This is a genomic window from Fictibacillus barbaricus (genome assembly GCF_031457135.1).
Lineage (GTDB): Bacteria > Bacillota > Bacilli > Bacillales > Fictibacillaceae > Fictibacillus > Fictibacillus barbaricus_A.
The window spans coordinates 888,648-908,562 of sequence record NZ_JAVDWA010000001.1 but is presented as its reverse complement, the minus strand read 5'-3'; the positions used below and the strand labels follow the sequence as shown (position 1 = coordinate 908,562).

The window sequence follows — 19,915 nt, the reverse complement described above, 5'->3', positions numbered from 1 at the left end:
ATTATTCATTTACAAGACGCTGTGCTTCCATGAGCTGGAATGTACGAACTTTTCTTGGTAAGAAACGGCGGATTTCATCTTCGTTATATCCGACTTGCAAACGTTTTTCATCCAAGATAATAGGACGTCGCAATAACCCAGGGTGGTCTGCAATGAGCTGATATAAATCCTGCAAAGGCATGGATTCAAGATTAATGTTTAATTCTTGGAACGTCTTGGAACGAGTAGAAATAATCTCATCAGTACCGTCCTCAGTCATTCGCAAGATTTGCTTTACCTCTTCAATTGAGAGTGGTTCTGAAAATATATTTCTTTCTTGATATGGAATTTCATTTTCTTTTAACCATGCTTTTGCTTTTCGGCATGATGTACAGCTCGGCGAAGTAAATAGTGTGACCATAATCGGATCTCTCCTTCCCCATCTTTTGATTTAGGTACTTTAAAAAAGTTATTAAATCATCATTCATAGTATACTACACTTTTTATCATTTAGGTAGGGGTTATACAAGCATTTATACAATTTCACGAATTTGACATACAAATGTAATACAACTTCGCTCATACCCGTATATACACAAACTGCAATTTACTATGTACATATATATAGACGTATTACCCAATAAAAAGTTTCATAAAACCTAAAAAATAAAAAAGAGTGGACAAAAGCCACCCGTTTATCATTATGCAATTGTTTTTTTCACCTGAGAAGCTGGACCTTTTCTTGGTATAGACGGATTTAGTTTCTTCAAGTTTTTCTTAAGCATTTCTTTCCAAAGTTCTCTTTTCGTTTTTTTCTTTTTGTCTTTTTGTTTCATAACACCTGATCCTCCTTAAAAGGAAAATGATCTAGACTACTCAGAAGCGGGCTCGCGTTGTGTATCATCCTTTATCAGCACTTCAGGCTCAGCTACTGCGGCTGCGTCCTCATCTTCAAGAACGAGCACTTCACCGGCTGGCTGATAAGACTTCCCATACAATTCACTATCTTTGTATGTGTGTATCTCATTATACGTCTTTTTCATGTTTTCATAAATAGTTTCCTCGGATTCTTTACCAGGCGCCCAATATAATATTTCCATTTCATTTATTTTATTCGTAGCAAGTGATCTTCTTCGATAACCAATGCTTGCTGCATGTTTGAAACCTTCTCGTTTATAGAAACGCTGTCTTTTTTCCGTATCCGTATCTTCATAATCAACAGGTTCTACTTCCAGAAGGATTGGTTTTCCTTTTTCCTTTAATTTCTCGATTAGTTTATGTCCTAACCCTTGTCCTCTCGATTCTTTTGACACAAATAAATAATCTATAAATACAAAATTAGGGAGTTCAACATACATCAATACATGATGCTTTCCTTCATCTTTGTGATAAATATCGCTTTTCTCATCGAGTAACAATTCCATGTGTTCCTTTGACTTCATTTCTTCAATCGGAAAATATTGATTTAATTTTTCATACCAATTCATCGTTTCCCCATCATCTCCTTATTTTTGTGAATAAATATAGTTTTCCCTCTTTCTTCCTTTGTTATCATTCGTTACAATAGAAGTTAGAAATAAATGAACCATTCTGGTAAAAAGGAGGAATCCTATTGGTTGCATTTTTTACCGATTTAATCCTTTTGGCTTTGTGCGTGGTTGGAATTACAGCAATGATGGGTACCATTTCCCAAGTAATCGCTGTCAAATTGTTTGGCGGCAAAAAAGTTTATCATTTCGTGGATAAATCGAAGTCCATTCAGCAAAATTGGAATCCAATTAAAAGAAGAACGTGATAAAACGACCCAAAATGGGTTGTTTTTTTACATTTACATAGTAAAGTGCCTTATAATAAATAGGGTAACATACGAAACCCGAGGTGTACAAATGCATAAAAACTTGAGAACATTCATTGATCAATTAAGAAAAGAAAAAGAAATTATAGAAATTAACGCAGAGGTAGACCCTTATCTCGAAATTCCAGAAATACATAGACGCGTTATTGCAGAGGAAGGTCCTGCCCTTTTATTTACAAACATTAAAGGAAAGAATATTCCCGTTGTAACGAATTTATTTGGAACGATTAAACGTGTTGATATGGCTTTTGGTCCAAAACCAGAAGCACTGGTAAAGGATTTGGTATCATCCTTAGATGAACTCATGCCTCCATCCCCATCAATACTTTGGAAGAAAAAAGGGATGATAAAAGATGTATTGTCCCTTGGTACAAAAAAGGTAAATAAAAACAAAGCGCCGTTGCTTGAAACATATACGACTAATGTCAATATGACAGACCTCCCTGCATTAACAGGCTGGCATCTAGACAGTAATCCTTTTGTAACATTGCCTCTTGTTTATACCGAGCATCCTGACAAGCATGAACATAATCTAGGAATGTACCGGATTGAAATAAAAGAAAAGAACAAAACGGGGATCCATTGGCAAATACATAAAGGCGGAGGATTCCACCATTATGAAGCTGAAAAGAAAAAGGAAGCACTGCCAGTAACTTTATTTTTAGGCGGTCCCCCTTCGTTGATGATCAGCGCGATTGCTCCTCTTCCAGAAGCTGTGCCTGAACTTATGTTTTCTTCGATGCTAATGGGTGAAAAGCTCAGCTTAACACATGTTGATGGTCATCCCCATCCGTTAATTGCAGAGGCAGAATTTGCATTTGGAGGTATTGTACCTCCAAATGTACGTGAACCTGAAGGACCGTTCGGCGATCATTATGGTTATTATTCTTGGGCACATGACTTCCCTGTCTTTAATGTTGAAAAAATGTGGAAACGAAAAGACGCTATTTATCCCGCCACAGTTGTCGGAAAACCAAAGCAGGAAGATTATTTTATCGGTGAGTACTTGCAGCGCTTAATGAGTCCGCTGTTTCCTGTAGTTATGAACGGTGTTCGTGATTTATGGACATATGCTGAAACTGGTTTCCATGCGCTTGCAGGCGCAGTAGTTCGAGAATCTTATTATAAAGAAGGACTTGCTCATGCCTTCCGAATCATGGGGGAAGGACAGCTTACATTAACGAAGTTTTTAATGGTAACAAACAAACCGGTAAATCTTCAGAACTTTGCCGAGTTGGCTGAAGGTGTATTAGAAAGATTTTTGCCAGAACGTGATTTATTAATTATTCATGATACTTCAATGGATACGTTGGATTATACTGGCCGTAAGTTTAATACAGGTTCTAAGGCTATTATGACAGGTCTTGGTGAACCCGTTCGAGAACTAAAACGTACGTATGAAGGAGGTACAATCTCCGGTATTGATCAAGTTGAAGTATTTTGCGGTGGATGTTTAACGGTGAGCGGACCTTCTTTTGATGAAGCTCCTGATTTTGCGGAACATTTATTAAAAAACAGCCATGAATCTTTTCACGATTGGCCGCTTGTTTTCTTAGTAGATGATGCTTCAATCGCATCTACTCAATCTGAATTTTTATGGACAACCTTCACGCGTTTTGATCCTGCATATGATGTTTATGCAAAGAGTACGATCGACCGAAACCGCATTAAGTATGAAGGAACAATTATTATTGATGCCAGAATGAAACCATTTTATCCGGATGTTGTTGAAACTAGGGAGGATATCGACCAGTTGGTTACAAACCGGTGGAATGAATACTTTCCAAGATAAAAAAGAAGCGGCTACTCGCTTCTTTTTTGTATTTTTAAGTTGATAACTTGTCTATAAGGTGGTATTGTATATAACAATATACATTTTTATAGAAAGGAGAAACCTTATGCGAAAAATAACCTTATTAGACTTATATAATCATCCGAATGTACAAAAATATGTGAAACGTTCAGGGATGGTCCATGCTATTTCTACTGCGTATCACGCTTATCATTTGGCGATTAAACTTGGAGTAAATCCTGACTTAGCGACTAAGGCAGCATTTCTTCATGATATCGGTCATTATACATGGTATAAAAACGGTCACTGGGACTATGATATGTATAAAGAAAACGATATACATGCCATTAAAGGGGCTGAACGTGCTCACAGAATACTCGTTTCCCTTGGAGAAGATCGAAGTAAGGCTAAAGAAATTGCCCTGGCAATCTTACTTCATACAGACTCTTATTTACCCGAAGGCACACTGGAATTAAATCCTTTACAAAAAGTTGTGGCACTAGCGGATGAAAAGGATGAAGAACCAGGTGGAAGCCATCATTACCGCACTATTACTGATCTAAAAGCACGTACAATGATCAAAAAATTAGATGAAATGGTAGATGAATATCATGCTGAAGAAAAAATAAAACACTCTGTTTCCTAATGGAAAAGAGTGTTTTTGTCAAATCAATATACCACAAACCCGATTGCTTTTTCGCTTGCATATGTTCCGATCGTACTCCCAAAACGAGTGTAAACTACTTTAGGAAAACTTGAAAATTCAAAAATGTCCTCAAACTCATTTTTTACTTCTTCAGTCGATGAAAGGCTATGAATAATATATAGTGCTTTTCCTGGGTTAGCCTTCTTCCATTCCAGAATCATTTCTTTCATTTTTGCGATTCCTTTTTTTGAGCCTCTAAATTTCCCAATCGTTTCGACTATGCCATTTTGAATGGAAATCATAGGCTTTATATTCAGCATCCCAGCAATAGCGCCCTGAACTGCTGATATTCTGCCGCCTTTTTTTAAATTCTCAATCGTTTCTATTAATAAATTCCCTTTTATTCTTGGTTTTATTTCCTCTATTTTGTTCAAAATATCTTGCAGTGAAGCATTATTTTGCAGCATATCATTTGCTTCATGCAGTAATATCTTTACACCGGCAGAAGCGATACCCGAATCAATAATGGTTACTTGTTCTTGTTCTTTCTCTGTTAACATTCCTTTTGCAATTGCTGCGCTTTGTACGGTCCCACTCAAATTTGATGATAAACCGATGTATAAAACGTGGTTACCATTGTCAACTTCCTTTTTGAATGTATCAAAAAAAGATTGTGGTGAGGGCTGACTTGTTTTCGGAAGTTCTGATTCTATAGCCATTCTGCTGTAAAATTCATCATCTGTAATTGTAACACCATCCAAATAGTGATCTTCACCAAACTGAACATTTAGTGGAACGACGATTAAAGGAACGGCTATTTGTTCTTCATCTATTTTAATGTCACTTGCACTGTCGACAACAAAACTTAGCTTCAATATCGCAACCTCATTTCTGCTTCTTACCTTTTCGTTTAAGACTAAAAATTTTTACAGCCTCATTTGTATCCGCTTTACATACATAAATAAGTTTAACATAAAAAACGATCTCCTGTAATCAGGAGACCGCTTGAAATGTTTAATTATTTTGTTTCATTGCTTCTTCATCATATAAGTGACAAGCCACCCAATGACCTTCGCGTGCTTCTTGCCATTTAGGGCTAACAGCAGCACATACATCCATCGCATGAGGACAGCGAGTACGGAACTTACATCCACTTGGAGGGTTAATAGGACTTGGTACATCACCTTCCAGGATAATACGTTCACGGCTGCGCTCTAATTCTGGATCTGGTACAGGAATTGCAGACAATAAAGCTTGTGTGTAAGGATGCAGCGGCTCTTCATACAGTTCATCACTGTTCGTAAGCTCTACAATATTACCTAAATACATAACACCGACACGATCAGAAATATGTTTAACCATAGATAGATCATGGGCAATAAATAGATAAGTAAGACCGCGTTCTTCTTGAAGCTTCATCATCAAGTTAACAACTTGTGCTTGAATCGAAACGTCAAGAGCAGAGATTGGCTCATCGGCAATGATAAAATCAGGATCTACTGCTAGTGCACGGGCGATACCGATACGCTGACGCTGCCCGCCCGAGAATTCATGCGGATAACGGTTTGCGTGTTCGCGGTTCAAACCAACAGTTTCAAGCAATTCAACTACACGCTCATTACGCTCTTTGCTCGTTTTTGCAAGACCGTGGATATCAATACCTTCTGCGATGATATCTTTAACAGTCATACGAGGATTAAGTGAAGCGTAAGGATCTTGGAAAATCATCTGCATTTTACGATTGAATTTCTTCAGCTCCGAACGTGATTTACTTTCGTGAACATCTTCACCTTCGTAGCGTACTTCGCCATCAGTAGCTTCATATAAACGGATAATTGTACGTCCAGTTGTAGATTTTCCACAACCAGATTCTCCAACAAGCCCTAATGTTTCACCTTTATATATGTCAAAGGATACACCATCAACTGCTTTTAGTACGGCCTTTTTTCCAGCTGGAAAATGTTTTTTTAAATTTTTTACTTCAAGTAATTTTTCTCTTTCAACTACTGCCATTATTGCGCACCTCCAACAACTGCAGCTTCAGGCGGTTCTACTTTTGGAGCACGCTCATCTAACAACCAGCAAGCGGCTTTATGTGAAGAAGAAACATCTTTTGCTTCAGGCATATGCTCTAAACAAACTTCCATTGCATAAGGACAACGCGCTGCAAATGGACAACCTTTAGGCGGGTTCATTAAATCAGGCGGTGTTCCCGGAATTGCGATCAGTTCTTTCGATTCAGCATTCAGTTTAGGCATGGAAGCCAAAAGTCCCCATGTATATGGATGCTTCGGTTTATAGAAGATTTCATCTACTGTTCCCGTTTCAACAATGATTCCGCCATACATAACGGCTACTCGCTGAGCTAAGTTAGCAACAACCCCAAGGTCATGTGTAATTAGAATAATTGCTGTACCTGTCTTATCTTGCAGATCTCGCATCAAGTCAAGAATCTGTGCTTGAATCGTAACATCAAGAGCGGTTGTTGGCTCATCAGCAATCAATACTTTCGGATTACAAGCAAGTGCAATTGCGATTACAACACGCTGACGCATTCCACCAGAAAATTGATGCGGATATTCTGTAACACGAATTTCAGGGTTCGGAATACCAACAAGTTTTAAAAGATTAACAGCACGTTCTTTCGCTTCACTTTTAGACATGTTTTGGTGTTTGCGAAGACCTTCCATGATCTGCTTACCAATTGTCATCGTCGGATTCAAGGATGTCATCGGGTCCTGGAAAATCATTGAGATTTCAGCACCGCGAATTTTTTCCATTTCACGTTCTGAAGCTTTAGCTAGATCTTTTCCTTCAAAACGGATTGAACCTTCTTTAATAGAACCAATTTTATTTGGCAATAAGCGCATAATCGCTTTAGAAGTTACAGATTTTCCAGAACCTGATTCACCAACGATTGCAAGGGACTCGCCTTTTTCTAAACTAAAGTTAACACCACGAACGGCTTTAACTTCTCCCCCATATGTCTGGAAGGAGACATGCAGGTTATCTAATTCTAATAGTTTTTCCATAATATAAAATCCCCTTCCTATCGTCTCATCTTCGGATCTAGTGCATCACGCAATCCATCCCCGATCAGGTTAAAGCTGATCATTAGAATACACATAACGGCTGCAGGATATAATGCCAGATGCGGGAAAATACGCAATGATTTGAACCCATCACTGATCAATGAACCTAGTGAAGCGGTCGGTGGCTGAATACCTAGTCCGATAAAGCTAAGGAAAGATTCAAAGAAAATTGCGCCTGGAATTGTAAATGTTGCCGAAACAATAATTGCAGCAAGCGTGTTTGGCAATAAGTGTTTTGTAATTAAACGTCCATTTGGCGCCCCTAATGTTTTAGAAGCAAGGACAAACTCTTGATGCTTTAATTTTAGTACTTGAGCACGTACGATACGTGACATCCCAATCCATCCAGTAATACAAATGGCAAGCGTAATGGATAATATACCTGGATCTAATATGATAATAAACAAAATGATTACGACCAGATTTGGAATACCGTATAATACTTCAACTAAACGCTGCATCAAATCATCTGTTCTTCCGCCATAAAAAGCAGAAATACCGCCGTACGTAACTCCTACGATTATATCGATTGCAGCAGCAAGAAAGGCGATGTAAAGAGAGATTTGCGTCCCTTTCCAAACACGAACCCATTGATCACGTCCTAAACCATCTGTACCGAACCAGAAGTATTGATCTTTTGGAACGTTTTTCAGTTCATATGGGTTTGTGCCGCGAATATCTACGCCATTTACACCTAAAAATTCAATTTTTTCTAACCCTTGAATTTTAGGCGGTAAATTGGATCGCATTAATTCTTGATCATCAATACCATATTTACTGAATAATGGTGCAATAAAAGAGAAGGCGATGATAAAAATGATAGCGAATAACGCAATCATAGCTCCTCTGTTTTTTCTTAATCGACGCAGCGCATCTTGCCAAAAACTTATACTAGGTTTCGTAATTTCATCGCTTTTTTCAGTGCCTTGTTCTGCAGGGCGGAATAAATCAGGTGTTAATTGTTTTTCTGTTACATTCATTATGATTTACCTCCTGCTACACGGATTCGTGGATCAATGATTCCGTATAAAATATCTACGATTAAAATAATTACTACGATTAGGAAGCTGTAGAACAGCGTAGTTCCCATAATCATAGGGTAGTCATTTACTTGAATGGCTTTTACGAATTGTTCACCAATCCCAGGGATTGCAAAAATGTTTTCGATTACAAGTGCCCCAGTAATCAAGTTGATCGCCATCGGTCCTAAGATTGTAACAATTGGTATTAAACTGTTACGTACACTATGTTTAATGATAACGGACATTCTGCTTGCGCCTTTAGCACGCGCCATTAAAATGTAATCGGTTCCTAAAATCTCCAGCATTTCTGTTCTCATAAAACGAGCTATTGTAGCAATAACGAATACGGATAGCGAAAACGCCGGCATAATGTGATATTCCGGTCCGTTCCAAAAAGCAACTGGCAGCCATTGAAGCTTAACACCTACGTAGTATTGCAAAAGTCCCGCAAAAACGAAAGAAGGTATCGCAATACCAAAAACTGCAATGATCATGGCGCCGTAATCAATGAATGTATTGTGTTTTAAAGCAGCGGCTATACCAAAAATCAAACCAACGAGTGTACCAAAAATCAGTGCTTCGACCCCAATTGTGGCTGATGGCCCCATACCATTTACGATCATGCTATTAACGGTACGACCATTAAACTGGAATGTTAATCCTAAATCACCCTGTGCCAATTTACCTAAATAATTAATGTATTGAACAGGCACCGGGTCATTTAACCCGTATTTTTCGTTAAGAGCATACTTTTGGGCTTCCGTTAACTTATCTTGATTCTTAAATGGAGAACCCGGTAAAAGCTTCATTAAAAAGAATGTAATAGTTGCAATGATCAAGAGTGTTAAAAGCATAGCGAACACTCGTTTAGTTATATAACGCAACATTACAAACACCTCCCCCAATGTTTCAAACTAGAATGTCTTTGAAATCTTTCTGTAATATTTATTCTAAGGGACAAAATATTTTATATCAATAGAAAATATTCTTTTTTCGACATTTTCTGATTTCTTTCATCATATAAATATTTCCATCGGTAAATTCATGGCAAAAAAGAGAGCACATGTCAGGAACACATGTACTCTCCTGAGAACTTCTATTTACCGTTTTTCAAAAAACTTACTTTTGCTTACCGTCGATATAGATCCACTTGTAAGAAGTATCAGCTCCGAATAAGTGGTTAACTACACCTTTAACGTAAGGCTTACGTAGTCCAACTACACCTTTTTGGTACATTGGAGAGATCGCTTGGTCTTCGAAAAGAACTTTCTCAGCGTCAAGCATCATTTTCCAACGCTTATCTTGGTCAGCTTCTTTCTTAGCATCGTTGATCAATTGATCATACTTAGGATTTGAGTACTCCATTTGGTTATGAGATCCTTTTGTTACGAACATATCAAGGAACGTCATTGGATCTTGATAGTCAGGTCCCCAACCAGCGAATGAGAAGTCATAATCCCCAGCTGATTCAAGGTCAAGCTTTTGTGCGAAAGGCTGTGCTTTAATGCTAACCTTCATACCAGGTAGGTTCTTTTCTAATTGGTTCTTGATGAACTCACCGATCTTCTTAGAAGACTCAGAGTCATAGTTCAATAGTTCAAGTGAAACTTCTTTCTTGCCAATTTCTTTTAGACCTTCTTCAAAAAGCTTCTTAGCGCCTTCTGGATCGAATTTACCGAAGTTACCGTTTGTTTTACGGAAATCTTCTCCGTCTTTGCTAAACGTGAAATCTTTTGGTACTAAGTAGTAAGCTTCTGTTGAACCGTTGTTATTGATAACATCGTTCATAGATTTCTTATCGTAAGCCATGTCAAGCGCTTTACGGATTTTTACGTTTTTAAGAGCTGGGTTCTTTTCGTTTAAACGCAGGAAGTATACAGCTGCGTCACCGCGTTTGTACATATCAGGGTTATCTTTGTATTGATCTACGAATTCAGCATTTAGGCCAGTAGTATCAACTGCACCAGTTTCGTAAAGGTTAACACCTGTAGCTACGTCTTTAACAATCTTAACGTTGATTTCATCTAATTTTACTGTTTTAGCATCCCAGTATTTATCGTTCTTTTTAAACTGCCATCCTTCGTTGTGCTTCCAATCAGAAAGTACGAAAGGACCGTTGTAAAGAAGGTTTGAAGCTTCTAAAGCGTACTTGTCGCCTTGAGATTTAACATACTCTTCTTTTTGCGGGTAGAAAGTTGCGAATCCAGTTAATCCTAAGAAATAAGGAGCTGGAGCTTCAAGCGTTACTTTAAGAGTTGCATCATCAACTGCTTCAACACCTAATTGATCAACTTTTCCGTATAATGGGTCACCATCAGTTTGGATTGCGTTAGCATTCTTAACTGGCCCCATGATATAAGCGTACTCAGAAAGTGTTTTTGGATCTAACGCTTTTCTCCAAGAGTAAACGAAATCTTTTGCTGTTACTTGAGACCCGTCACTCCATTTAGCGTTTGGATTTAAGTGGAACGTGTAAACCAAACCGTCATCACTTAGGTCGTACTTTTCAGCAACACCTGGAGTTGGCTGGTTATCTTTATCTAGACGATATAGACCTTCCATAACGTTGTTCATAACTTCAAATGATACTTGGTCTGTTGCTTGTGAAGAATCCATTGAAGGAATCTCAGAACCATCTGTTAAGTTAAGTACTTGCGGCTCACTTGGTTTTGCGGCTGCTTTGTCACCATCTCCATTACCGTTATCCTTAGTTTTTCCACCGTCTTTACCGCTACACGCAGCAAGGAACATGCTCAAAACTAGGACTAGAGTAAGAAGTAATGACCATTTTGACTTCTTCATGAGTCGACCTCCCCTTTTTATCCCATTAATTTGTTAGCAGATAAAAGCATCAAGAATTATCAGATATTTTCATCTACAAGTTCGATTATACAAGTTTTCAAAAAATTGTGCATTTGTTTTTTTTAAGACTTTTACAAAAATCCCACTATATTTACTTTTCCTTAACAAAAAATAGGAATAAAGACCTATATATAACTAGTGTGTTTTTTCTGATTATTCTACAAATTTTACCAATAAAAGGGGATAAATAGCATGAATATTACATTCTCGATGAAGTCTTTAAACTTACAGGTCATGATTCTCTGTTAAAATTCGTCATTTTTATATTTCATTTGTTACAATAGGCGTAAAGTCGGACGGTATACTTTCAATAATGTGTTACATTGAAAGTAGTTTTGATGTAATTTTTACTAGTTGGAGGATTTATATATGAAAGATGAGTTAAAAAAGTCCCTTATCATTTCGGGAATTGCTATATTGAGTGCTGCTGTTATTACGTTAATAACCGGTAATGAATCCAAATCCTTTCTGGAAGCTTTCATCACGATGCTATTTTATATCTCACTTCCAATTGCCATGCTTGGGGTTGCTTTGTATGTAGGAAAAAGCGGATTTTTTGATTTTTTCGCATACAGTTTCAAAAAAATGACGAAAGTATTATCCAGAAACCCTGATTACGATGAACAAACACAGTTTGCTACTAATTTCAGAATTTCTGAGCGGATCAAAGGAAATTACATGAGACCCTTTCTTTTCTCAGGAATCATCTTAACTATTTTCTCTATTACCGTTGCATATACGCTTTGATTTGTGTATACTACTAAAAAATAAATGTTAATGTGATGATAAAGAAGAGTACATAAAGAGAAGCTTTTAGAGAGCCTGTGGCTGGTGAAAACAGGCAGTAGATCTTTATGGAATGGGCTTTGGAGCATTCTGACCGAACACTTATTAAAGTAGGCTCAGACGTGTAATGTCCGCACGATATAAATGGACACCGTATCGGATGATTCCTGTACGTTTTGAGTGATTTTCATTTTTTCTGAGAATTATAAGGGTGGCACCGCGGTCCATTCGTCCCTTGCATAAGGCGACGAGTGGGCCTTTTTGTATTGATTTTATTCATAAAGGAGAGATGTATCATGTCTGTAATCTTTTCAGGCATACAGCCGAGCGGAAACATTACAATCGGCAATTATATTGGAGCATTAAGGCACTTTGTGGAGCTCCAGGATGAGCATGAATGTTATTTCTGTGTTGTAAACCAGCATGCTATTACAGTTGCACAAGACCCTGCTGCATTAAAAAAGAACAGCCGAAACTTAGCAGCTCTTTACTTAGCAGCTGGAATCGACCCAGAGAAGTCAACACTTTTCATTCAATCAGATGTCCCGGCGCACACGAAAATGGGCTGGATGCTGCAATGTGTGACATATATCGGTGAATTGGAACGCATGACACAATTTAAAGACAAATCAACTGGCAAAGAAGCAGTTTCAGCCGGCTTGTTAACGTATCCCCCGCTTATGGCAGCAGACATCTTGCTCTATAACACGGGAATCGTACCTGTAGGTGATGACCAAAAGCAGCATCTAGAGCTTACTCGTGATATTGCAGAACGTTTCAATAAAAAATACCGTGATATTTTTGTTATTCCTGAGCCTCGCATCGCTACAGAAGGTGCTCGAATTATGTCACTAGTGGATCCAGAAAAGAAAATGAGCAAATCGGATCCAAACCAAAATTCATTTATATCTATGCTCGATGATGAAGCTGTTATTTTGAAGAAAATCAAGCGCGCTACTACTGATTCTGATGGTGTTGTAGCATATGATAAAGAAAATAAGCCTGGTATTTCTAACCTGCTCACGATTTACTCACAACTAACCGGAGAAAGTATTTCTTCAATCGTCGAAAAATATGAAGGCAGAGGGTATGGAGATTTCAAACAAGGTGTTGCAGACGTTATTATTAACACATTAAAACCGATTCAAGAACGGTATCACGAATTTGTATCGTCTACAGAGTTAGATGACATTCTTGATCGCGGCGCTGAAAAGGCAAACCGCGTAGCGAATAAAACGTTAAACAAAGCAGAACGTGCTATGGGCTTGGCTCGTAAACGAGTTTAGTCTAAAAACAAGAAATACACTTAAACCAGCTGGCTCATGATGTACTGAATTTTACATCATTTGAGACCAGCTTTTTTGATGCCGGCTACGGTAACAGGATGTCGTTTTTTTGTCGGCTCGGGAGTATGTAAAACATTCTCGGTGGATTACTGGTAAAAGTCGGTGTAATATGGGTAATTCTCGGTGGATTATTGCCAAAACCCGGTGGATTAATCTCATTAAAGAGCAACAAAAAATCCAGCGGAAATCTTCTCCGCTGGTTTTTTAGTTTACATGTGTTCCGTTTTCAAGTTCCCAAATTTTTTCGAAATAAGGCTGTCCTTTTACAAGACGTTCGCACATATCCAAATGCTGTTTGGACCAGCCGCTTTTCAGTTCACCATACAGAGCTTCCCATGCTTCATCAAAATCCATTCTTTGGATTTTCCCATAGGCTTCAGGCATCCATTCTGTACACCAATAACGCATTTCCGCGGCATTTTTTGTAGAATGAAGCTGATCGAGTGCCATGAATAATAGCTGCTTTAATTGCCTTTCTTTTCTCGTTAAGCCTCTCATGCTATCAGGATTAGGAGATAGGATGTGATATTCCTTGTCTAGCTGCCTTTGACTGAATGTGAACACTTTTGTATCCGTTTGTTCTGCCATTTCAAATACAAGCTGCTCTTGTCTAGGAATAAGTCTGCTTTTTCGAATCGGAATTCGGTAGCCCATCGTATCAACGATAAGAGATTTTTTCATATCTGTGATGATGAAACAATGCTCCAGCTGTACGCGTTGATTATTTTTTCTGACATACGCTTTTTGATGTACTTCTTCTAATAAGGCATCAGGGAGGTCGTTTAAATCATTTTCAATATAATGAAAAAGTGTTGATTCTATTTTTAAGATTGGCACTTGATCCAACAACTCAATATAGTCGTCTTTTCGCCATTCATGAAACTCACAAACGTTATAACCGTTTTCCTCTCCTTCAAACCAGTTGACCCAAACATCACGCAAGTATAACATTTGTACCCCTCACTTTTTTACCGATTTGTATTTAAAATCAGTATAGTCAGAGGTTGTCCTTTTTATTCTAAAACATGGCAATTAACAAACGAAAATAAAACCCCGCTGCTGGATCCAGCAAACGGGGTTATGCATGAATTATTCTACAATTTTCTTAAATACGAGCGATGCATTATGCCCGCCAAACCCTAGTGAATTACTAAGAACAGCGATTACTTCAGCACGGCGAGCCTCGTTTGGTACATAGTCCAGATCACACTCTTCATCTGGAGTTTCATAATTGATGGTCGGAGGGAGAATGCCCTCTTGAATTGCTTTTACAGAAAAGATCGCTTCAATTCCGCCAGCAGCGCCCAGTAAATGACCAGTCATTGATTTTGTTGAGCTGACAGGAATTTTATAGGCTTGCTCTTTAAACAGCTCTTTAATCGCAGCAGTTTCAAATTTATCGTTGTAATCTGTACTTGTTCCGTGTGCATTAATATAGGAAATCTCATTTAATGCCAACCCGCTGTCTTCTACAGCTTGTTTCATCGCGCGAACGCCGCCTTCTCCGCCAGGAGCAGGCTGTGTAATGTGATAAGCATCACCTGTAGCACCATAACCAACAATTTCAGCTAAAATTTTTGCTCCGCGCTTTTTAGCAAATTCATATTCTTCGAGGACTAAAATCCCAGCACCTTCACCAATGATAAAACCAGTACGGTTCTTATCAAATGGACGGCTTGCAGTTTTTGGATCTGGATTTGTAGATAATGCTCCTGCCTGGCAGAAACCAGCTAATGCCATATCAGTAATGGGTGCTTCTGTACCGCCTGTTATCATTGCATCTGCGTCACCGCGCTGGATGACTTTAAACGCATCACCAATCGAGTTTGCACCTGATGCACAAGCTGTTACTGTACAAGAGTTTATTCCTTTTGCACCGATTGCAATCGATACTTGACCAGAAGCCATGTCAGGAATCATCATTGGTACGAAGAACGGGCTTACACGTCTTACACCCTTAGCTTCAAAAATACGAAACTGTTCTTCATGCGTATCCATTCCGCCAATTCCAGAACCAATCCATACACCAACTCGAGGTGCGATTTCATCCGTAATCTCTAAATTCGCATCTTTTACAGCCATAAGAGAAGCGGCTACTGCGAATTGAGTAAAACGGTCCATTCGTCTTGCGTCACGCTTATCCATAAAGTCTTCTGGATTGAAATCCGTTGCTTCTGCCGCAACTTTGACAGGGAATTTATCTGGATTTCTTCTTGTGAGGGGACCAACACCGCTTTGTCCTTCTACGATTTTCTTCCATGTTTCATCCACATTATTTCCAAGGGGAGTAACTGCTCCCATACCCGTTACTACTACTCTTTTTTTCATCGTAAATCAACTCTCCTTTATGCTGCGTAAGTTCGTTTAGGGATTATCTTCCCCACTTCATGGCTAGAGCACCCCAAGTGAGTCCCCCGCCGAATCCAACAAGTACGATTGTGTGATCATCTTTTATTTTACCATCTTTTAGGGCTTCTTTTAATGCCATCGGTATAGAGGCAGAAGAAGTGTTGCCAAATCGGTCAATGGTCATAATCATTTTTTCTTTAGGCAGCTCTAATCTTTCTCTAGAAGCTTCCATAATTCTTATATTCGCTTGGTGCGGAATCAAGAAATCAACATCTTCCTTCGTTAATCCAGCTTTGTGAACTACGTTTAAAGATGATTCTCCCATTTGTCTTACCGCAAATTTAAATACTTCTCTTCCATTCATATGGATAAATTCATTTTGATAAAGATGCTTTGCGCCGGTACCGTCTGATCCAAGTTCAAAAGATAAGATACCTCTTCCTTCACTTACAGTAGAAAGTACTGCCGCTCCAGCTCCATCACCGAATAATACAGCAGTGTTTCGGTCTTTCCAGTCTGTGATTCTTGAAAGTTTTTCAACGCCTACTACTAATACATTTTTATAAGTCCCAGATTCAATAAATTGTTTGGCTACTACTGTTGCATAAATGAAACCAGCACAAGCTGCACTTACATCCATTGCAACGGCCTTTTTTGCTCCTAAATAATCTTGAAGTTGACAAGCTACTGATGGGAACGGATTGTCTGGTGTTACGGTAGCAACAACGATTAAATCGATATCTTCTCCCTTAATGCCTGCATCTTCTAATGCTTCTTCTGCTGCATGTCTTGCCATATGTGATGTATTTACTGATTCGTCTGCTATTCTTCTTTCTACAATACCTGTTCGAGTTCTGATCCACTCATCACTTGTATCTACCATTTTTTCCAGGTCTGAGTTCGCCAAAATTTTCTCTGGGATGTAGCTGCCCATCCCAATGATTCCTGCTTTCATATTATTACCCCTTTGGCTAAAGTATTTTAAAGAGTATTCGCTATCCTTGTTGCTTTCAAAAGCTTGTTAATTTCCGTTTCAGAGGCTCGCTTTCCGCAGGGCGTGCGGTGAACCCGCTTGTCACCTTGTGACATAAGTGGTCTCACATGTTCCGCTAATCCTACAGGAGTCACGACCTTCCACTCCAATTAACTTTTCAATGAAGGACTTCTCCAAAAACTTTTAAATAAAGAATTCAAAGATTTTATATCAAATATTATGACCTGGTACTAATTTTATGTGAAATTTATGATTTTGTCTAGTTAAAAGTGGTATTCTTTCACCAACAAACGCTTGAAGGCATATCCTGTAAGGAAGAAAAATGTAAGTTTAGTGAAATTGACTATAGGAGTGGTTCAACATGTACAATTCTCAGTATCGACAGCAGCCAATGTATCCTCCACAGTTTCCTGGACGATTTCAGATGGGCCCTGGCCAGCAGCCAATGCAACCGGGTATGCATCCTCAAAATTTCGGAAACCCGATGTTTCGCCAGATGCCGCCAATGCCTTTTCAGCAGCCGTTCCCCCGTCCATTTTTACACTCTTTCAGAACGCAGGAAGGATCACTGGATTACAATAAAATCTTTTCAGTAATTGATCAATCCGTAAAAGTCGCTCAACAAATATCACCTATTTTTTCTGCGTTTAAAAAGAAGTAGAAAAAGCCAACCGGGTAAGGTTGGCTTTTTTGCTTTGGCTCTTTTCTGAAAGATTGTTGCTTTTAGGGCACTTTCATAATGAACCTTCATTGATGAGTTTATTGAAGTTTAATGTGCGAGACAGGTTAGACACTTAAAAGTGAAACGTACAAATGCGCCTCACTGCCTGCCCCGCGGAAAACGAGCAACCTGGAACGTAAATCAACCACTTCTTAGAGCTTTGGCTTTTTACTTATTCTCTTCTTTTCCAAGTTTATACGCATCGTTCATTACATTCATTAACAGCTGCATCATTGGCTGTATGTCTTCCATCCCAAGTTCAATCCCTTTATTCTCTAAAAAAGCTTTGGCTTCTGGAAGATGTGACATCGCAATCTGCATAAGTTTCATATTACGTTCGTTATCCATTAGAAGGTCCTCCTGTAATTAAATCTAAGCACCCTCTAATTATAAAGAAAATGGAACGAATACGAAATCATTTTAACTCCAACTATTTTTTTGAATCAGATTTTCTGCTCATAAAATCAAAGATTTGTTTTTGAATTCCTTCTTTAATCTTTGTTTTAGCTCTGAATCCTAATTCGTTTTCTGCTTTTTCCCCTTTGATCCGCATTTTTCTTTTTTCGGTAAAGCTTATTTTCTCAGCTTTTAATTCTTTAAGACCTTCCTGCCAGTGATCCGGATTGCCGCTTGAAATATTATAGATTTCATTTACAGACGCAGATTTTCCAGCAAGGAATAACGCCTCTGCAGCATCATCAACAAATAGGAGATCCTCCGTAACGGAATCCTTTGTTATCTTTTCTTTTCGTTCGGTGGAATGAGTTGAAGAAATAACCTGATGATACGTATTGTGTTCAGGCTGCCCTGGCCCATAAACAGTAGGAAGCCTCATTATGATAAATGGAAAGGAATGTTTTTCAGCAAGCTGCTGAATCATATTTTCCTCGGTTAATTTTATTAGACCGAAAAGGGACTCTGGGTTTTTCGGTGACTTTTCAACAACATCTCCAGATCTCTTACCATAAACATCATACGAAGATACGTAGATGATTTTTCTATTTTCACCTGCGTATGACAGCAATTTTTTTAAAACAGAAACATGGCGTTGTACTTCATCCTCTATATTCGCCCATTGAGCAGTAGGTTTAACGGAACATGCTAGGTGGAAGATAACATCGCAGCCATGCATATATGGTTTTAAATCAACATCGTTGATATCAGAAGCAACATATTGAAATCCAGCATGGCGTGCAATAAAATCAATGCGGTCTGGTGACTCTGCCATGTCTATACCGATAACATCAATTTCTTCATTTAACAACCGGCTGCATAAATGAAAGCCGATAAATCCTGCCGCTCCGGTCACAAATGCTTTTTTCATATATGGGCCTCCAGTATCTTTTTTCTCTTCTTATTATCCTATGGGGTTAAGTGTGAGATTACGATACTTTTTTACATAATAAAACCTCATTACATCACTTTCATGTAATGAGGTCATAGTACTTTTTCGTGTTCTTTAAAATATTCGCTGAATGCATAGGCAGGATTAAACGTTCGTTCAGGAACATGAAGGGATAAAGAAATGGCAGCATTGATTTCTAATCTTCTTTTTTCATATACTCTGCTATGTTCCCTAAAACCGAAAAAAACACCTCTTGCCGCATGAAATATTTTAACTGGCGTTCTAGCCTGCCATTCACTAATATCTGTTATTGTATCTATAAATGCAGGAACTTCTATTTCGGTTATTTTGTAAGCAAAACTTAGTTCTCGGACGAGCCTCTTAAAAAATAGCCGGTTTTGTTTTTCATGATTAAAATGGTATTTCAAGTCAATACACGGATTAATAAAAAGCGCTGAACGAATCTGCCCTTCCATCTCTTCCATTAATTGAAGAGCTACAAGTGCTCCCATACCTTCGGCGATCACATGAATATTCGGATTTAGAATTTCATGCTTCATCACATAATGATAAAGCCGTTTTGCTAAAATGACGGCTTGAGGACTTCCCCAATGCCGGCCGTAAAGGTTTGAATAAAAAATGGTATAGCCTTGCTCTTTCAAGGATTGAATGAGATGGGCGCGCTCGGTGTTTTGTTTCCAAAGACTTGTATGTTCATCAACATAATGGCTGCAATCGCCAATGATCATAACAGCAAAACCATTTGGCCGATATGGCAGATGGATGATGTTCCATTGATTGTCTATTTGGAAGCAGCGTTTATCGATACTCACAGTTCTCCCCTCTCATTAGCGGTTCTTAACTAATGTATGCAGGGGAAAATTTTTAGCTAAAGTTATTTGCCTAGGTTGCTAAGAATTTAGTTCTTTTTTTAATTGATCCAGTGTTTCTTTTCCCTGTGGAGTAAGATTTTTTTCATCTTGTTCTTCCAGCGCTTTTAGTTCTTCCCATTTTTGATCCATGTGAAAACCCCCATGTTTTCAAATTAAAATGGTGCTGTTATGTATCACATTCTTTATATGAAGTTTACTTTCCTGTTAAGCTTGAACATTTTATGAAATTTCAT

General features: G+C 38.4%; 21 protein-coding genes and 1 other annotated feature. Of the genes, 6 read left to right on the top strand and 15 right to left on the bottom strand.

The genetic code is table 11. The features are described 5' to 3' along the window. Window position 1 precedes the first annotated feature (1 nt). The 3 genes from spxA to J2X07_RS04855 form a co-directional block, all read right to left on the bottom strand. Entirely contained in the window at window positions 2-400 is a 399-nt protein-coding gene (gene spxA / locus J2X07_RS04865; protein ID WP_251312756.1) for a transcriptional regulator SpxA, read from the bottom strand. Between the two features lie 280 nt (window positions 401-680). Beyond that, window positions 681-815, bottom strand: a complete 135-nt coding sequence (locus J2X07_RS04860) for a hypothetical protein (RefSeq protein ID WP_310257128.1) — start codon at window positions 813-815, stop codon at window positions 681-683. 36 nt (window positions 816-851) lie between these two features. Further along, window positions 852-1,466, bottom strand: a complete 615-nt coding sequence (locus tag J2X07_RS04855; RefSeq protein ID WP_310257125.1) for a GNAT family N-acetyltransferase — start codon at window positions 1,464-1,466, stop codon at window positions 852-854. A 125-nt stretch (window positions 1,467-1,591) separates the two neighbouring features. Here J2X07_RS04855 and J2X07_RS04850 point away from each other — a divergent pair, with 125 nt between their 5' ends. The 3 genes from J2X07_RS04850 to J2X07_RS04840 all read left to right on the top strand — a co-directional run bounded on the left by J2X07_RS04850 (window position 1,592) and on the right by J2X07_RS04840 (window position 4,272). Further along, window positions 1,592-1,774 carry a hypothetical protein gene (locus tag J2X07_RS04850; protein WP_310257123.1) on the top strand — a complete coding sequence of 61 codons (183 nt, stop codon included), beginning with the start codon at window positions 1,592-1,594 and terminating at the stop codon, window positions 1,772-1,774. Window positions 1,775-1,865: 91 nt separating this feature from the next. Next, the gene (locus J2X07_RS04845; protein WP_310257120.1) at window positions 1,866-3,626 is read left to right on the top strand and encodes a UbiD family decarboxylase; all 1,761 of its coding nucleotides are present in this window, start codon (window positions 1,866-1,868) and stop codon (window positions 3,624-3,626) included. Window positions 3,627-3,732: 106 nt separating this feature from the next. Further along, a complete protein-coding gene (locus J2X07_RS04840; RefSeq protein WP_310257117.1) occupies window positions 3,733-4,272 on the top strand; it encodes an HD domain-containing protein in 540 nt (179 codons plus the stop codon). Window positions 4,273-4,295: 23 nt separating this feature from the next. On the opposite strand, the gene J2X07_RS04835 is transcribed toward J2X07_RS04840, so the two are convergent. From J2X07_RS04835 to J2X07_RS04810, 6 genes are all read right to left on the bottom strand, one after another. Continuing rightward, window positions 4,296-5,147 carry a DegV family protein gene (locus J2X07_RS04835; RefSeq protein ID WP_310257114.1) on the bottom strand — a complete coding sequence of 284 codons (852 nt, stop codon included), beginning with the start codon at window positions 5,145-5,147 and terminating at the stop codon, window positions 4,296-4,298. Between the two features lie 139 nt (window positions 5,148-5,286). After that, window positions 5,287-6,285, bottom strand: a complete 999-nt coding sequence (locus J2X07_RS04830) for an ABC transporter ATP-binding protein (protein WP_310257113.1) — start codon at window positions 6,283-6,285, stop codon at window positions 5,287-5,289. Beyond that, window positions 6,285-7,304, bottom strand: a complete 1,020-nt coding sequence (locus J2X07_RS04825) for an ABC transporter ATP-binding protein (protein WP_310257111.1) — start codon at window positions 7,302-7,304, stop codon at window positions 6,285-6,287. The genes J2X07_RS04830 and J2X07_RS04825 overlap by 1 nt, the downstream gene beginning before the upstream one ends. Window positions 7,305-7,321: 17 nt before the next feature. Continuing rightward, a complete protein-coding gene (opp3C, locus tag J2X07_RS04820) occupies window positions 7,322-8,344 on the bottom strand; it encodes an oligopeptide ABC transporter permease (RefSeq protein WP_310257108.1) in 1,023 nt (340 codons plus the stop codon). Beyond that, the gene (gene opp3b, locus J2X07_RS04815; protein ID WP_310257106.1) at window positions 8,344-9,273 is read right to left on the bottom strand and encodes an oligopeptide ABC transporter permease; all 930 of its coding nucleotides are present in this window, start codon (window positions 9,271-9,273) and stop codon (window positions 8,344-8,346) included. The genes opp3C and opp3b overlap by 1 nt, the downstream gene beginning before the upstream one ends. A 232-nt stretch (window positions 9,274-9,505) precedes the next feature. Beyond that, complete coding sequence (locus J2X07_RS04810) at window positions 9,506-11,188, bottom strand: peptide ABC transporter substrate-binding protein (RefSeq protein ID WP_310257103.1); 1,683 nt, start codon at window positions 11,186-11,188, stop codon at window positions 9,506-9,508. Window positions 11,189-11,617: 429 nt separating this feature from the next. On the opposite strand from J2X07_RS04810, the gene J2X07_RS04805 reads away from it, so the two are divergent. Together J2X07_RS04805 and trpS are read left to right on the top strand one after the other, a co-directional pair. After that, window positions 11,618-11,995, top strand: a complete 378-nt coding sequence (locus J2X07_RS04805) for a DUF3899 domain-containing protein (RefSeq protein WP_310257100.1) — start codon at window positions 11,618-11,620, stop codon at window positions 11,993-11,995. Between the two features lie 26 nt (window positions 11,996-12,021). Further along, window positions 12,022-12,273 (top strand) — a binding site (T-box leader). A 57-nt stretch (window positions 12,274-12,330) separates the two neighbouring features. After that, entirely contained in the window at window positions 12,331-13,320 is a 990-nt protein-coding gene (trpS, locus tag J2X07_RS04800; protein WP_310257098.1) for a tryptophan--tRNA ligase, read from the top strand. Between the two features lie 264 nt (window positions 13,321-13,584). On the opposite strand, the gene J2X07_RS04795 is transcribed toward trpS, so the two are convergent. The 3 genes from J2X07_RS04795 to J2X07_RS04785 all read right to left on the bottom strand — a co-directional run bounded on the left by J2X07_RS04795 (window position 13,585) and on the right by J2X07_RS04785 (window position 16,684). After that, window positions 13,585-14,331 carry a YjbA family protein gene (locus J2X07_RS04795; RefSeq protein ID WP_310257096.1) on the bottom strand — a complete coding sequence of 249 codons (747 nt, stop codon included), beginning with the start codon at window positions 14,329-14,331 and terminating at the stop codon, window positions 13,585-13,587. Window positions 14,332-14,469: 138 nt separating this feature from the next. Next, window positions 14,470-15,708, bottom strand: a complete 1,239-nt coding sequence (fabF, locus tag J2X07_RS04790) for a beta-ketoacyl-ACP synthase II (RefSeq protein WP_310257093.1) — start codon at window positions 15,706-15,708, stop codon at window positions 14,470-14,472. A 43-nt stretch (window positions 15,709-15,751) separates the two neighbouring features. Then, window positions 15,752-16,684 (bottom strand): beta-ketoacyl-ACP synthase III, encoded by a 933-nt coding sequence (locus J2X07_RS04785; RefSeq protein WP_310257092.1) that lies wholly within the window; start codon window positions 16,682-16,684, stop codon window positions 15,752-15,754. Window positions 16,685-17,084: 400 nt separating this feature from the next. Between J2X07_RS04785 and J2X07_RS19960 the strand changes: the two genes are divergently transcribed. Next, window positions 17,085-17,384 (top strand): YppG family protein, encoded by a 300-nt coding sequence (locus tag J2X07_RS19960; RefSeq protein ID WP_396193565.1) that lies wholly within the window; start codon window positions 17,085-17,087, stop codon window positions 17,382-17,384. A 228-nt stretch (window positions 17,385-17,612) separates the two neighbouring features. Here the strand turns inward: J2X07_RS19960 and J2X07_RS04775 are convergent, their stop codons facing one another. From J2X07_RS04775 to J2X07_RS04765, 3 genes are all read right to left on the bottom strand, one after another. Continuing rightward, complete coding sequence (locus tag J2X07_RS04775; RefSeq protein WP_310257086.1) at window positions 17,613-17,792, bottom strand: ComZ family protein; 180 nt, start codon at window positions 17,790-17,792, stop codon at window positions 17,613-17,615. Between the two features lie 82 nt (window positions 17,793-17,874). Further along, the gene (locus tag J2X07_RS04770; RefSeq protein WP_310257083.1) at window positions 17,875-18,768 is read right to left on the bottom strand and encodes an NAD-dependent epimerase/dehydratase family protein; all 894 of its coding nucleotides are present in this window, start codon (window positions 18,766-18,768) and stop codon (window positions 17,875-17,877) included. A gap of 113 nt (window positions 18,769-18,881) precedes the next feature. Then, window positions 18,882-19,622: an alpha/beta hydrolase gene (locus J2X07_RS04765; protein ID WP_310257080.1), complete on the bottom strand. Its 741-nt coding sequence runs from the start codon at window positions 19,620-19,622 to the stop codon at window positions 18,882-18,884. Window positions 19,623-19,915: the final 293 nt, after the last annotated feature.

What these genes read in the sequence shown, in the direction of transcription:
- J2X07_RS04840 (WP_310257117.1), top strand. Translation starts at nt 3,733, where the DNA reads ATGCGAAAAATAACCTTATTAGACTTATATAATCATCCGAATGTACAA.
- J2X07_RS04775 (WP_310257086.1), bottom strand. Translation starts at nt 17,792, where the DNA reads ATGGATAACGAACGTAATATGAAACTTATGCAGATTGCGATGTCACAT.
- trpS (WP_310257098.1), top strand. Translation starts at nt 12,331, where the DNA reads ATGTCTGTAATCTTTTCAGGCATACAGCCGAGCGGAAACATTACAATC.
- J2X07_RS04770 (WP_310257083.1), bottom strand. Translation starts at nt 18,768, where the DNA reads ATGAAAAAAGCATTTGTGACCGGAGCGGCAGGATTTATCGGCTTTCAT.
- spxA (WP_251312756.1), bottom strand. Translation starts at nt 400, where the DNA reads ATGGTCACACTATTTACTTCGCCGAGCTGTACATCATGCCGAAAAGCA.
- J2X07_RS04855 (WP_310257125.1), bottom strand. Translation starts at nt 1,466, where the DNA reads ATGAATTGGTATGAAAAATTAAATCAATATTTTCCGATTGAAGAAATG.
- J2X07_RS04795 (WP_310257096.1), bottom strand. Translation starts at nt 14,331, where the DNA reads ATGTTATACTTGCGTGATGTTTGGGTCAACTGGTTTGAAGGAGAGGAA.
- J2X07_RS04860 (WP_310257128.1), bottom strand. Translation starts at nt 815, where the DNA reads ATGAAACAAAAAGACAAAAAGAAAAAAACGAAAAGAGAACTTTGGAAA.
- J2X07_RS04785 (WP_310257092.1), bottom strand. Translation starts at nt 16,684, where the DNA reads ATGAAAGCAGGAATCATTGGGATGGGCAGCTACATCCCAGAGAAAATT.
- J2X07_RS04805 (WP_310257100.1), top strand. Translation starts at nt 11,618, where the DNA reads ATGAAAGATGAGTTAAAAAAGTCCCTTATCATTTCGGGAATTGCTATA.
- J2X07_RS04825 (WP_310257111.1), bottom strand. Translation starts at nt 7,304, where the DNA reads ATGGAAAAACTATTAGAATTAGATAACCTGCATGTCTCCTTCCAGACA.
- opp3C (WP_310257108.1), bottom strand. Translation starts at nt 8,344, where the DNA reads ATGAATGTAACAGAAAAACAATTAACACCTGATTTATTCCGCCCTGCA.
- fabF (WP_310257093.1), bottom strand. Translation starts at nt 15,708, where the DNA reads ATGAAAAAAAGAGTAGTAGTAACGGGTATGGGAGCAGTTACTCCCCTT.
- J2X07_RS04830 (WP_310257113.1), bottom strand. Translation starts at nt 6,285, where the DNA reads ATGGCAGTAGTTGAAAGAGAAAAATTACTTGAAGTAAAAAATTTAAAA.
- J2X07_RS04845 (WP_310257120.1), top strand. Translation starts at nt 1,866, where the DNA reads ATGCATAAAAACTTGAGAACATTCATTGATCAATTAAGAAAAGAAAAA.
- J2X07_RS19960 (WP_396193565.1), top strand. Translation starts at nt 17,085, where the DNA reads ATGTACAATTCTCAGTATCGACAGCAGCCAATGTATCCTCCACAGTTT.
- J2X07_RS04810 (WP_310257103.1), bottom strand. Translation starts at nt 11,188, where the DNA reads ATGAAGAAGTCAAAATGGTCATTACTTCTTACTCTAGTCCTAGTTTTG.
- opp3b (WP_310257106.1), bottom strand. Translation starts at nt 9,273, where the DNA reads ATGTTGCGTTATATAACTAAACGAGTGTTCGCTATGCTTTTAACACTC.